Below are 13,692 nucleotides of genomic sequence, written 5' to 3'. Positions count from 1 at the left end.
CGCCGCGGCCGTCCACCGTCTCGGCGGCGGCCGTACCCTGGAAGTAGTCATCAGCATCCGTCAGGCCCACGGTCACGTTCGCCTGGATGGTCACGGCATCCCATTGCGTGCCGTTCTCGAACAAGATGCGCTCGATGCCCTTGCCCGCGTAGTGGCCAGTGATGGTCACACTCTCAGGGCCGGTGCGAACCCGCACGACAAGATCGTTACCGGCACGCGAGAGCAGGATGTCAGATGGCGTGAGGCCACCTACGATGCGCAGCGTATCGACTTCCGTCGACGAGGCGCTCTGGTCCACGACAACGTCGATGCCACTTCCTAGGCCCCAGGCATACGTGTCGGCCCCCAAGCCACCTTGCAACAGGTCGCTGCCGGCGCCGCCGGCTAGGGTGTCGTCGCCCTCACCACCCGCGAGGGTGTCGTCGCCGAGTCCACCGCTCAGTGAATCTGAGCCCGCGCCGCCCAGTAGCAGGTTGGCCGCATCGTTGCCGATCAGCGTGTCATTGCCGGTGCCGCCCGTCGCGTTCTCAATCACCGTGCCGTACCCAATGAAGGATTGGTTGTCGGCCAGGATGCTGGCCGCCTTTCCGCCCTTGAAGTTCCACGAGCCAGGCGTCAGGTCGACGCTGACCGCCAACGTCTCTTGGCTGGCGTCGAATAGGTCGCTGCCAACGCTGTCCTGCACCCAGCGCTCGCCGAAGGTATGGACGTCATTGCCCGAGCCGACGGTCGGCGCCACGCCATAGAGGTACTGCAAGGCAGCGACATCGAAAGCCGCCAGCGCCGTCGCCCGCGCCCCGGACGACGTGTATGACATGACGGTATTGGCCGTCGAGTTCTCGCCATTGGGCAGCACCGGCGGCTCGAACGGATGCTTGAGCCCCAGCGCGTGGCCGATCTCGTGCAATAGCACCTCGAAGCCGCCATTGCCGGCGCTCAGCGAGCCGCGCGTGACGAGTTCGCCGAGCTCCGTCAGCCTTTGCTCGGCATAGATATCGCTGTTGAGGTGGATATTGCCTGTCGCCGGCTCCGCGTAGCCCGCCGCGCCGCCCAGGCCCGCGGACATCAGATCGTCTAGATGGAAAGTCAGGTCAGCTTCAGCCCCCTCGGCAAGCTCGGTGAAGCTCAAGTCCAGCACCGCGCTGAAGCACGACAGCGCCTCACGCACCGCCTGCTTCTGGGCTTCGTCGAATTCGCGGAACCCCGAGACGCCGGGGACGAAGGAATTCGCGAACGAGAAGCTCAGCGAGTGCTTGCCGGCCGCCCGGGTCTCTTCGCGCGACAACAGCGCGTTGACGAAATAGATCGACGCGAGACCGGCATAAGGGTCGGGTGGCAGTTCGCCCGGCGCGGGCGGCGGAGCCAGGGCCCGAATGTCCTCGGCGCCCCACACCGTGCCGTCCTCGAAGCGAATCTCGGCGACCACCGGCTGGCTCTCAGCTTCTACACCGTCACCGGCGCCCGAGCCCGAGCCCGTGGAGCCCAGACTGAAGGCGCTGCCACCGTAGTAGCCCTTCACCGTCACCTGGTCATCCACGCCGTACTTGATGAGCAGGTCATTCCCGGACCGCTCCAGCATGCGCACCTCGTCGCTGGCGAACTTGAAGACGATCACGTTGCGCGAGCCGTCTGCGACGTCGTCGTTCACGACGTCCTGGCCATCGCCCTTGGAGAACACATACATGTCCCCCTTGCCACCGCCGAAGAGTTCGTCGTTGCCCGTGCCGCCCTCCAGGATGTCGGCGCCATCGTCGGCCTCGCCGCCATCGCCGTAGAGCTTGTCGTTGCCGGCCCCGCCGCGCAGGTTGTCCTGGCCGCTGCCACCGAACAGCACGTCGTTGTCCGCGCCGCCGTCCAGGATGTCGTCGCCGTCGCCGCCCTCCAAGCGATCCTCGCCGGCGCCTCCCAACAGCAGGTCACCGTCTCCTTCGCCGTACAGCACGTCCTTGCCCGCACCGCCGTCCAGGAAGTCGCCGCCTTGGCCACCCGACAGCGTGTCGTCGCCGTCCTCTCCAAAACCGTGATCGTCGCCCTCGCCGCCGAAGACGAGGTCGTCATCCGCGCCGCCAAAAAGGTAGTCGTCGCCATGGTTGCCCCACAGCATGTCGTTGCCCGCGCCGCCTTGCAGGTAGTCGCCACCCATCAGGCTCTTGTCCATGCCGGGCGGGTAGTCCGTCGTGCCCGCCAGAAGGATCGCGTCACCAACGAGCCTGTCATCGCCGTCGCCGCCGGCCAGGACATCGGCGCCATAGCCCCCCACCAGCAGGTCTGCCCCCTCGCCACCGTCCAGAAAATCACGGCCGGCGCCACCGGAGAGCTCGTCCTTACCCTTACCGCCGTACAGCTCATCGTCGCCGTCGTAACCGATCAGCAAGTCGTTGTCGTCTTCGCCGTAGAGCTTGTCGTTGTCGTTGGCGCCATAGATGACGTCATCACCGCCGCCGCCATACAGCCTCGCGCCTTCGGCGTTCGTACCCGGAGGCAACATTTCTCCGCCGTAGCCGTAAGACAGAACGACTGACTTGGCTTTTCCAAAGTCAGCGCTCGGCGCAGCCGTGAGGTTGTCGCCACGATGAACGGCCTGACTGTCACCTACCTTCAGATAGATAGAGAGATTCGGCTCCAAACTCGCATTGGAGGCGTCTGCATTGCTCCACCACAGGCGGATGGGGCCATTGGTGGAGTTGTACACATTGGATGTGAACTCCAGGTCCCAGGCAGCCAGCTCCGGATGAGGTGCCGTGAACCGCTGACCGTTCACGTAGTAGTAGAACTGACTCGCAGTTTCATCGTCGGAGTAAAGAAATCCACTGGGCGAAGGGTCCCAGAAAATGACCTCTTCACCCGTTCCGGCCCTCGTGCCGCGACTCATACTGAAAGTGCCTCCGGCCCGGATGAGGTCGTTGCCGAGCCCTCCGTAGGCGACGTCTCTTCCTGATCCAGTGAGGATGAAGTCCGTCCCCTCGCCGCCTTCCAGCCAGTCGTCCCCGCCCGCCCCATCGATGATGTCGTTGCCCGAGCCGCCGAGCAGCACGCTGTTGGCGGCGCTGCCGAACAGCAGGTCATTGCCCTGGCCGCCGTCGGCGGCGTCCGAATAGGCCAAGTCGACGTAGTTGTTCTCGGCGCGTGTCGGAAGGGTTGCAGCGACCACATCCGGCCGTTCGCGTGTCGTCTCTTCTCCTGACAGCGTGATGCCGTATTGGCCGGGCTGCCAGTCGCGCAGGTAGATGGTGTCGAGCTTGTCGCCGGCCTCGCCCAGCGCCAGCAGAGTCGATCCACCCAGGTCGTACTTGCGGATTTCCATGCCGTTCTCGGCCACCCAGGCCATCTTGGCGGCGTCGTAGGTGGCGGTGCCCAGGCTGCCTTCGGTGAAGCTCAGCGAGTTGCTGCCCTGGTTGTCTTCCAGCAGGTCGACGCCGAAGCCGGGCGCGTCGTAGACGTAGGTGTCGCTGCCCGCGCCGCCCTTCAGATAGTCGGCGCCCTTGCCGCCCTTTATCCAGTCGTCGCCGCCACCGGCATCCACGTAGTCGGCATCGTCGCCGCCGTTGATGAGGTCGTCGTCGCCGCCGCCCTGGATCGAGTCGTTGCCCGCGCCGCCGTCCAGCGAGTTGTTGCCCTGGCCGCCGATCAGGATGTCGTTGCCCGCACCGCCGTCCAGCAGCGCGATACCCGTGCCGCCTTTGATTTCGAGGATGTCGTTGCCGGCATCGCCTTTGAGCGTGTTGGTTTCCTCACCACCCTCGTCAAACAGGTAGTCGTTACCTTCTCCACCGTAGAGCTTGTCAGAGCCCGTGCCGCCATTGAGAAAGTCCTTGCCATCGTCGCCATGCAACTCGTCATTGCCGGAGCCGCCAAGCAGCAGGTCGTTGCCTGTGCCGCCACTCAGAGTGTCGTTTCCGGTGCCACCGCTGAGCAGGTCGATGCCCGCGCCACCGCTCAACAAGTCGTTGCCCGAGTTGCCTTCGAGATAGTCGTCACCGCCGCCGCCGCTGAGTTGGTCGTCACCTGCGCCACCAAAGAGGCGGTCATCGTTACCCTCACCACTCAGCACGTCGTCCGCCGAGTCGCTGCCAAAGATCACATAGCGCGTCTTGTCGTTCACGTCCCCGCGCTGAATCTTGAGCTTGCTGCTCTTGTCCTCCCAAACGATGTTCTCGCCATTGAAGGGGCTGGCGGACGATGGAAGATTGATCGTGGTGGACAGGCTGATGTAGTCGCCGTTGGCGTGGTTGAAATACTGCTTGCGCTTCAGGAGCTCGGCACGGCTGGACAACCATTGGTCGGACACGTTGCCGCCCGGGATACCAGCCGACAACGGCAGGCCCAGGGCCAACTCGCGGTCAGCGTTCCACTGCTTGAACACGTCGCCCCAGGCGGACTCCAATAGCGCATTGGTATCTGAAGAGATGCCCCCTTCTCCCAGCAACAGCGCAAAAGGGCTCAAGCTGTACAGCGCCGCATAGGCCCCGAAGTCTTTGCGGGCGCGCTGCCCCAGGTCGAACACGTTGGCGGTAGGAACCAGGGTAAGCGTCAGTTGGCCATTGTTCGCCTGTGTGAAGAAGTCGCTTTTCTGGACCTCGTCGAGCAGCTCATAGAAGCGGTCGCGGCCGGAGTTGACTTCCTTGCCGTCCACCACTTTGGGTTGGGTGTCCCACCAGAGATTGCCGTCCTCGGCACCCACCAAGTGCGTGAATTCACTGTCTGGCGCTCCGCCCGGGTTGCCAAAGCGCTGGCCGCCCAAGACCAAGTCCGCGAGGGCGTTGAGCGTGTTCTCCAGCACGTCGCCTTCGGCTTTGCCCTGGCCCTCACCGACTGCAAGATCCCCATTCGCCGCGCGAAGATTGGAAGCATCCTTCAGGATTGCGCCTACTGTTGCAGCTTCGGTCGCGCGCGCAGTCGTGGGCAGCATGTTCAGCAAAGTGTTCTGCACATTGAGTGAGTCCACCAGTAAAACCAGACTGTGGGTATCGCCAAAGTCCTTGGTTTCGTAGCCGTTCACCAGCAACTTGACGCCGGTGTACAACAGTAATTGAAAGGCTACCGCGCCGCCTATGCTCCCGCGGTACAGCGGCTGATCCTCAATGAACACCCGCACGTCGGTACCAATGTGGTACTGCGAGTTGGCTACCGCCGACGGCGATGTGTCACCCACGATGTCGAACTGGTTGGGCTGCTTGGTCAGGTACTGCTTGCCGCCAAAGGCCCGCTCCAATCCACCCAACAAACTGGCCGCATCGGTAAACTTACCCATGGTCAGCACGGCCATTTGGTAGTCCAGGTCGTGCTGCGCCACCTGCGTATAGGCGGGCTGCGTCAGGCCGATATCGGATTGCAGGCGAATCATCTCCTTGCGAATGTCGTTGATGCGATCAACAGCTTTGCGCAGCATTACGGCCTCAATCAGCAGGGCTGGGCCTAGCCCTCTGAACTGGATGTAGTCGCTGAGACGCGCGTAGTCATCAACGCTCATCGTGCCGCCAGCCTTGACTGCTGTGCGTGCCGAGTCAAAGAGTGCGCCCACATAGGGATCACTGAAGTCGAACTTGGAACTGCCGTCCGCGTTGCCGTCCGCCAGGCTGGCAAATTCGGCGATCAATTCACTCAGCGTATTGTCAGGCGTATGCCCGCCAATGCCAGCGCCATTGAATGTGACCACCTGGTCGGCGACATTTGAGTGCATCTCATTGAAGACCGATGCGAGGTGCCCGCCCAGGCTGTAGCCGGTCACGCTGAAAGACTTGTACGGGTTCACCTGGTTGACCAGCTTACCGCTTGCCACCAGCTCCTGATACCAAGCTTCCATGTCGCGCACCTGGCCCCAGGCAAAGCCTGTCTCCTTGATCTCCAGGGCGTTGGTGGCTTGGTTGTCGCGAGCGGAGTCATCGATGAACTCCGTGGAGCGAAAACTCATCACCAGGTCGCCACGCTTGGCGCCAGTCGCCGGATCGTCGGCGGTGCACTCGAACAGAGTGCCGCTGAAACCGCTGGCGGTGTTGGGCTTTTGCTCGACGACTTTCCAATGTTCGAGGAAGTGGGTGGCTTGGGTGGCGGTGAAACGACTAGCGTGACCATTGCCAAATATCAAGGCATCCCTCAAGTCGGTTCGCAACGCGCCCGTGTCTTTGTCGGCAAGAAAGGCCTCAGCTGCCATTTGAAGGTCGGCGTACTTGAGGAGATCGGCAATAGTGGGGTTGGTCATGGTTCAGTGCTCCCTGTGGATTGGTTTCAGAACCTTTTCAGTGAAGTCAAGCGATTGCCCGGCCTGCGCCGTGAATGCCGGTTGTGAGACTCTGCTAGGGGCACCACGATTAAATGACGGGCATGCGTTGCCTGCGGCAAATAGCCACGGTGAGCGTCCGCCCGAGCGACTGCCCTGCGCCCAATCGACCATGTACCCGATGCGCTCGGCAAGGACCTCCTGCGTCTCAAGGTCGATGACCTTGAGCGAACTGCCGGCGATCCAGTGCACACGTTCCTCGCGCGTGGAGATGTCCTCGAACTTCACGCCGTAGCGAGCGGTGCGTTTGACAATGGGCGTTCGATCCAGAACAAACCGGGTATAGCCCTTGAGATAGCTCTTGTTGTATTGCCAGGGCTCTTCAATGCGACCGGCGTAGCGATAGAGCTTGCTGTCCCTGGGGTCAATCGCCTCAACGTAGCGGTAGCCGAAACGCCGAGGGACGCCGACGAAACTGGCTCTGTCTTCCGGCTTGTGGTATCCGTGGACAAAACTGAGGATGTAGTTGTCGCCCGTCGAGTCATGCCCATATGGGTCATCCAACTCGAACTGCTGTCCGTGATTGGTGCTCATCCGTACGTTCACGAGGTACACCCCCTCAACGTCCTCCACCGTCTTGTGAATGAACTCCCCCGATTTCTTGCACCGCTCCTGCCACATCGCATAAGCCTCCTCGCGCTTCTGCTTTGCCTTCCAATCACGCAGCATCGGCGGGCCCATGCAAGAGCCGAGCAGTGCCACCGTCGCCATGGCAGCAAGCGCAAAACGTTTCCAGCGGCGTGCTGGAGTAGGTTGTGTGCTTGGATCAAGCGGCATTTGCAAACCTCTCCGCGTTGGCCGCAGCGCGCGTGAGTTGGTCTCCGGCGAGCTTGATGCCGAACTGGTCGGGCTGCGGTAAGGTTGAAGTCCCGTCAAAGTCGATCATGTAGAGCATTCGCATAGTGGTTTAACGCAGCACGTTGAACTTTCAGCGACGCTTCCGCCAAACATATCTGACTGAACGCTCGAAGCCCCAATTGAATGCCGTAACAATCGGTGGCTGTCTTCATCGCCTCAGCGCGCATCGTCGACGAAGCACGCAAAGCAAAGCCTTCCAATGTTTGCGCAGCGATGGCGCTGCGGTCGAACATTGAAATTAGCCATCCATTGAACCCGTGATTGAGGACCTCCCTCACCGGCGCGGTATGCGACCCGATGACAAAACAGCCCGTCGCCATCGCCTCCAGCATCGACCAGCTCAACACAAACGGGTAGGTCAGGTACACATGCGCGGCCGATACCTGCAACACCCGCTTGTAGCGCTCATAGGGCACTTTGCCGAGAAAGTGCGTGCGCGTTGGATCCAGCTGTGAGCCCACCTCAGCCAGCATCTTTTCCCGCCAGTTCGTCGCCCCTTCTGGCATGCGCCCGTAGCTGACGTCGTCGCCTCCGACGATGACCGTGTGGCAGGTCTTGTGCTCCTTCTGGACGGCCGGCAATGCCCGCATGAACTGGTGGAAGCCCCGGTAGGGCTCCAGGTTGCGAGCGACGTAGGTGATGACCGGGTCGCCCGCTTTCAGCGCGGTGCCATTGGGCAGCTTGATCGCGGCCTTCGGGTCAGGCCCCAGGTTCTCGGTGTCAATGCCTTCGTGGGCCACCGTGATCTTGTCCAGGTAGGCCTTGGGGTGTTGCGCCTTCTGCCAATGCGTCGGGCTGATGGCTGCATCGCAGTTCTCCAGGTTCAGCAAATGCAGCGCGTTCCAGACACGGATGCGCGCGCGGTCGTCGAATGTGACAGGGAACTCCGGATCAAAGCCGATATCGGCGCCTTGCCAGTCCGGATCCAGCCCGTTGCCTTCGGCCGGAGCGTTGTAGAACCACTCGGCGTAGTGCACCAGCCGCGTGTTCGGGAACACGTCCTTGGCGTTGAGCGTCTCACCCCAGCCCGGATGGGCCAGGATGACGTCGGGCGTGAAGCCTTGCGCCTTGAGCTTGAGTAGTACGCGCGCCACGGCCTGGCCGTGCAGCACGGCGTCTTCCATGCGGCGCAGGTAGTGATGCTGGGCGGGGTTGACCTGGCGGTGCGGCTTGTAGCGGATCAGCGTAAGCCGGCCGCTCTGCTCAAGCTCGGGCATGCCAGGCGCGGTGTCGCGGCCGATGCCGATGACCTGCCAGCCCAGCCGTTCAGACCACGCCTTGGCCACATGGCGGAACTGGCCGGGGAAGTTCTGGTGAATGATGAGAACGCGCATGGGCTAGGTTCAACGTTCCTGGATCAACGTTCTTTCAGGCTCTCGTCCAAGTGCTGCTGCACCGGGCTGAGCAGGTAGTCGATGACGCGGCGCTTGCCGGTCTTGATCTCGGCCGTGAGATTCATACCGGGGGCGAGCTTGATGCGCTTGCCGTCGACGTTGATGGCTGACTGATTGAGCACCAGGCTTGCCGGGAAGATGGCGCCGCGCTTTTCGTCCTGCACCGCATCCGCCGCGATGCTCCGGACCTGCGCTTGCACGGTGCCGTAGCGTGTGTAGGGGAAGGTCTCGAGTTTGATGCTGGCATCCTGCCCCGCGCGCACGAAGCCCACGTCCTTGTTCTCCATGACGACCTCGGCCGTGACCTCAGCGTCGTCGGGCACCAGCACGAGCAGTACCTGGGCCTCGGTCACGACGCCGCCGGCCGTGTGCACGGCGAGTTGCTGCACGGTGCCCCCCACGGGAGCGGTGAGCCGCGTCAGCTCATTGCGCTTGTCGGCCTTGGTGCCTTCTTCCGCGAGCTGGCGGGTCTTGAGACCGGCCTGGGATTCGCGGTCCCTCAGCGTGCGCAGGGTCTCGGCGCGGTAGGCATTGAGGCCCTGCTCAGTTTCGGTAAGTGCGGCCCTGGCTTCGAGTAAGCGGGCCTGTGCGGTGGCAAGGTCTCGCTCGAGCTCGATGCGCTCACGAGTGCGGTCCTGGCCGGCATGGTGGGCGACGTAGCCTTGTTCCGTCAGCGACTTGAAGTCCTTCTCGCGCTGTTGGGCCAGCGGCAGCGTGGTCTGCAGCTTGGCGACCAGTTGTTCGGCAGTGGCAATCTCGGCCTTGCGACGCGAGGTCTCGGCAGCAAACTTGGCCAGCTTGGCGTTGATGTCGGCCCATTCGCTTTGCAACTGGGTCTGCACGCTGGCCCGGTCGGCGACGTTGAGGCCAGCCAGTGACACTGCGCTCAGGCTCGGTGCGCGGCCTTGGGTTAGCGCGGCCAGCAGCGCCTGACTGCGCAGGGTCTCGGAGACGGTGGCGCTGCGCTCCTCGCCCACGCGCGCACGGTCGGCGGCGGTGAGCGTGCTGTCCAGCTCAATGAGCAGGTCGCCCGCCTTGACCTTGTCGCCGTCCTTCACGTGGATGGCTTTCACGACGCTGGTCTCCAGCGGCTGGATGGTCTTGCTGCGCTGGCTGACCACGATGCGGCCCTGGGCGACGGCAACGATGTCGATCTGCCCGAAGCAGGCCCACAGCAACGCAATGGCGAAGAGCGCGCAGATGGCGATGAGGGCGCGCCGGGGCCGCCCTGAAGATGGCTCGATAGCGGGCCAGTAGCTCGATGACGGGGTGGCGGGGCGCTTCGGTAGCTTCTTGCTGGATGGATGCGCTCGTCGTGCTCATGCCGTCACCTCGGCACCGGCCTGCATGCGCCACAGGTGGGCATAGAGCCCCTGCGGCTTGGCAATGAGCTGATCGTGGTGACCCATCTCGACGATCCGTCCCCGGTCCATCGCGATGATGCGGTTCGCGTTGCGCACCGCGCTGAGCCGGTGGGCGATGATGAAGACGGTACGCCCCTGGCAGATGGCGCGCATGTTCTTCTGGATGATGGCCTCGCTCTCGTAGTCCAGCGCGCTGGTGGCCTCGTCGAAGATCAGGATGCGGGGCTGGCTGAACAAGGCGCGCGCGATGGCGATGCGCTGGCGCTGGCCACCGGAGAGGCTGCTGCCCTGCTCGCCGACGGTGGTGTCGTACCCCTGGGGGAGCTCGGTGATGAACTCGTGGGCGCCGGCCAGCTTCGCCGCCTGGATGACGGCGTCCAGCGGAGCGGCCGGGTCGGCAATGGCGATGTTCTCGCGCACGCTGCGGTTGAAGAGCATGTTCTCCTGCAGCACCACGCCCACCTGGCGGCGCAGCTGGGCGGCGTCGATGAGGGCGATGTCGTGCCCGTCCACCAGCACGCGGCCGCTCTCGGGCACGTACAGGCGCTGGATGAGCTTGGTCAAGGTGCTCTTGCCCGAGCCGCTGCGGCCCACGATGCCGATGACCTCACCGGGGCGCACGTCCAGGCTGACGCCGTGCAGCACGGGCTGGGCGTCGGGGCGGTAGCGGAAGGTCAGGTTGTCCAGCGTTACGTGGCCCTGCAAGCGCGGCAGCGGGCTGACGCTTTGCGGTGGAAGCTCGGTTCGGGTGTTGAGTATGTCCCCGAGGCGTTCCATGGACAGGCCGGTCTGCTGGAAGTCCGTCCACATCTGCGCGATGCGCATGATGGGCTGGGCGACGCGGCCGGCGAACATGTTGAAGGCCACGAACATGCCGACGCTCAGGGCGCCTTCCATGACCAGGTGGGCGCCGTACCAGAGCGTGGCGGCATTGACGACCTTGCCGATGAGGTTGATGCCCTCGTGGCCGTACTGGGACAAGGTCTGGGTGCGCAGGGAGGCGCTGACATAGGCGGCCAACTGCTCGTCCCAACGCCGGGCCATCTGCGGCTCCAGGGCGCTGGCCTTGACGGTCTGGATGCCGGTCACTGTCTCCACGAGCAAGGACTGGTTCTCGGCGCCGCGCGCGAACTTCTCGTTGAGGCGGCCGCGCAGCACGGGGACGATGCTGAGGCTCAGGAGCAGGTACAGCGGCAGCGATGCCAGCACGATGAGCGTCAGCGGCACGCTATAGGCAAACATCACGGCGATGAAGATCACCGAGAACAAGACGTCCAGGACCAGCGTGAGCGCATTGCCGGTGAGGAACTGGCGGATGTTCTCGAGCTCGCGGACGCGTGCCACGGAGTCCCCGACGCGGCGCGCCTGGAAGTAGGCCAGCGGCAGGTTGAGCAGATGGCGGAAGAGCCGCGCGCCGAGCTCGACATCGATGCGGCTGGTCGTGTGGCTGAAGACATAGGTGCGCAGCACGGTCAGGACGCTCTCGAAGAGCATGATGACCACGAGGCCGATGACGATGACGTCCAGCGTGGTGATGCCCTTGTGTACGAGCACCTTGTCCATCACGACCTGGAAGAACAGCGGCGAGACCAGCGCGAAGAGCTGCAGGAACAGAGACACCAGGAGCACCTCGCCCAGCAGCTTGCGGTGCTTGACGATGCTGGGAATGAACCAGGAGAAGTCGAACTTGGCGAGTGCGCCCGTCAGGCTCGCGCGGCTCGTGACCAGGACGAGTTCGCCGCTCCACTGCGTGGCGAAGACCTCCATCGGCTCGATGGTGGGGCGCGCAGCCTGGGCGCCGTCGACAACCGTTGCTGACGGGTCCATGAAGAGCACGCGCTGGCCGTCGCACTGGGCCAGCACGACGACGCGGCCATCGTTCATGGTGGCAAGCGCGGGCAACGGGGCCAGGGTCAGGCGGTCTGCAGTGCTCCAACTTGTCTTGGCCTTGAGGCCGAGGCATTTCGCTGCCAGCAGGATGTCCTGTTGGCTGACAACATCGGTCTCGCCCAGGCCCAACGTGTGGCGCAGCGCTTGAGGCTCAGCGGCCACATGATGGAGCCGAGCGAGTATTGCAAGCGCCTGAAGACCATTAGGTGACGGCGCGCCAGAGGACCGATCTGGCACCGGACCTGCGGACATGGCGTCGCCGTCCGCCGGATGTGATGCCGGCACGCTAGTGGAATGATTCACACAAGAATGGCCCTCCCAGCCAGCCCAAGCATTCGCTCGGGGGATGCATCGCGACAACCGCGTGCTACCTCATCTATTAAGCGGAAGTCTGCCTAGAACTGCGCAGGCCGCAACCTGGAATATCTACTGGGTAAATAATCACAGCGCGGAGCCGGTGGCCGACCGGGAGTTTCGGTGAAACAGGCTGCGCGCGATGTGGATATGTATGAGGCGCCGCCCTGCGAAACCGGCGAGTGCTTGCACTGCGACCTCGGGTGGCGAGGACCCCGCGAGACACTGCAGGTCCTGGCACCAATTGCGCGAGGCTGCCTGCTCGACTCCCAACGCCTTCAGGTAGATGTCGACGTTCACGTCGTCGCGCCGGTCGCCCCAGGCAGAGACCCGAACGTTCAACACCGCGAGGGTGGTCCCCAGGTCCTGGCGCCACTGGAGCCTCTGCTTGCCGAAGCCCTGCTGCTTCAACAAGGGCGCGAGCTCTTTCGCGAACTGCTCGGCGGTGAGGCTTGTCATCGAGAAATCCGTCGGCTCCGATTGCGGCCCGTCGACCTGCAATGGCATTGACGCAAGTCACGGAAGGTAGTTCTCCGCTACCTACAATGGCCCCATGTCTTTTTGGCATCGCACCGCTGCACGCCGCCATTCCTGGTGGTGCGTGGCCGTGTTGGTCCTGGGCATGCTCGCACCTGGCATCAGCGCCGCCCTGGCACATGCACGAGGCGATTTCAGCGCCTGGCAAGACGTCTGCCAGGCGCCAACAGCATCCCAGGCGCAGAGGCCGAAGCCCATCGATGCTGCACTGGACCTGCTGGCCAAGGGCCACTGCCCGGCCTGCCATCTGAACGCCACCGATCTGGCCGGCCCGCCAGCCGTGCCTGACACGCTTTCCTTGCGCAATGACCTGAGCACAGAAGCCCCCGAGCGCTTCTGGACCGCTCCCGTCACCGCCCACGCCTGGCGACCCGCCAGCGCTCGCGCTCCTCCAGGGCTCCGATAAGCCTTTGTCGCCTGCCGCGGCCGTGAGGCCCGGTGTTCGCCGTCGTCATTCGCTGATGACGGCTTCATGCGGCCCACCGGCCGCATGACATGGCTCTGGAGCTCCCATGCCCTCTCTCGAGCGCGCATTGCGCGCGATGGCGCACCTGAACATCGGTGCGTCCCTGGTCCTCATCGCCCCTGCAATCAAGCGCTGCGGAGTGCCGTCATGAACGCTCGCCGCGTCCTTGAGGATGTGTACTGGCAGGAGTTCAGCGCTGCGCTGCGCTCCATGGTGGGCGCCGGTGCCGTGCTGGCCGCGGCGTGCGCCGCTTCGCTCACGTTGTCCGGAGCGGCGATGCGCACCGCGCCCCCAGTTGCACCCGCACTGCCCGACAGCTTGCCGGCGATGTGTCGGCCGCTTGCCGGCCACCTGCCAACGACCTGAATCCACCTCGGTGGCTCGCGACCGAGCCATCCGAGACCTGTGCCGTGGGCGCGCTTGCGCCGTCAAGTGCAGCCCCCCCTGAATCTTCCCCATGAACTTCCCACTCTCCACCATCGCTGCAGCCTTGCTGCTGCTCTCTTCCACCGCCTTCGCAGACGAAGCCCACCCGACCAGCGCGCAACTGGA

At 63.8% G+C, this 13,692-nt stretch carries 8 protein-coding genes; 2 read left to right on the top strand and 6 right to left on the bottom strand.

Features of this window, described 5'->3' with window-relative positions:
* The 6 genes from VGF12_RS18870 to VGF12_RS18845 all read right to left on the bottom strand — a co-directional run.
* Nucleotides 1-6,199 (bottom strand): calcium-binding protein (locus tag VGF12_RS18870; protein ID WP_331177590.1); only part of this gene is annotated, 6,199 nt, incomplete at its 3' end.
* Nucleotides 6,200-6,202: 3 nt separating this feature from the next.
* Nucleotides 6,203-7,054 (bottom strand): hypothetical protein, encoded by an 852-nt coding sequence (locus tag VGF12_RS18865; protein ID WP_331177589.1) that lies wholly within the window; start codon nt 7,052-7,054, stop codon nt 6,203-6,205.
* Between the two features lie 95 nt (nt 7,055-7,149).
* Complete coding sequence (locus VGF12_RS18860) at nt 7,150-8,469, bottom strand: glycosyltransferase family 4 protein (protein ID WP_331177588.1); 1,320 nt, start codon at nt 8,467-8,469, stop codon at nt 7,150-7,152.
* A 23-nt stretch (nt 8,470-8,492) separates the two neighbouring features.
* Entirely contained in the window at nt 8,493-9,707 is a 1,215-nt protein-coding gene (locus VGF12_RS18855) for an HlyD family type I secretion periplasmic adaptor subunit (RefSeq protein WP_331177587.1), read from the bottom strand.
* Nucleotides 9,708-9,848: 141 nt separating this feature from the next.
* The gene (locus VGF12_RS18850) at nt 9,849-12,035 is read right to left on the bottom strand and encodes a type I secretion system permease/ATPase (RefSeq protein ID WP_331177586.1); all 2,187 of its coding nucleotides are present in this window, start codon (nt 12,033-12,035) and stop codon (nt 9,849-9,851) included.
* 189 nt (nt 12,036-12,224) lie between these two features.
* Nucleotides 12,225-12,596, bottom strand: a complete 372-nt coding sequence (locus VGF12_RS18845) for a hypothetical protein (protein WP_331177585.1) — start codon at nt 12,594-12,596, stop codon at nt 12,225-12,227.
* Between the two features lie 94 nt (nt 12,597-12,690).
* On the opposite strand from VGF12_RS18845, the gene VGF12_RS18840 reads away from it, so the two are divergent.
* A complete protein-coding gene (locus VGF12_RS18840; RefSeq protein WP_331177584.1) occupies nt 12,691-13,080 on the top strand; it encodes a DUF2946 family protein in 390 nt (129 codons plus the stop codon).
* A gap of 207 nt (nt 13,081-13,287) precedes the next feature.
* Complete coding sequence (locus VGF12_RS18835) at nt 13,288-13,506, top strand: hypothetical protein (RefSeq protein WP_331177583.1); 219 nt, start codon at nt 13,288-13,290, stop codon at nt 13,504-13,506.
* The last annotated feature ends 186 nt before the right edge of the window (nt 13,507-13,692 follow it).

This window comes from Roseateles sp. (assembly GCF_036404855.1).
Taxonomy (GTDB): domain Bacteria; phylum Pseudomonadota; class Gammaproteobacteria; order Burkholderiales; family Burkholderiaceae_C; genus Pelomonas.
Note: the sequence above shows the minus strand (reverse complement) of the source record. Positions and strands in the feature narration are given on the sequence as shown.

Excerpts from the sequence above, each read along its gene's own strand:
- VGF12_RS18835 (WP_331177583.1), top strand. The coding sequence starts at position 13,288 with ATGAACGCTCGCCGCGTCCTTGAGGATGTGTACTGGCAGGAGTTCAGC.
- VGF12_RS18840 (WP_331177584.1), top strand. The coding sequence starts at position 12,691 with ATGTCTTTTTGGCATCGCACCGCTGCACGCCGCCATTCCTGGTGGTGC.
- VGF12_RS18860 (WP_331177588.1), bottom strand. The coding sequence starts at position 8,469 with ATGCGCGTTCTCATCATTCACCAGAACTTCCCCGGCCAGTTCCGCCAT.
- VGF12_RS18850 (WP_331177586.1), bottom strand. The coding sequence starts at position 12,035 with ATGTCCGCAGGTCCGGTGCCAGATCGGTCCTCTGGCGCGCCGTCACCT.
- VGF12_RS18865 (WP_331177589.1), bottom strand. The coding sequence starts at position 7,054 with ATGCCGCTTGATCCAAGCACACAACCTACTCCAGCACGCCGCTGGAAA.
- VGF12_RS18845 (WP_331177585.1), bottom strand. The coding sequence starts at position 12,596 with ATGACAAGCCTCACCGCCGAGCAGTTCGCGAAAGAGCTCGCGCCCTTG.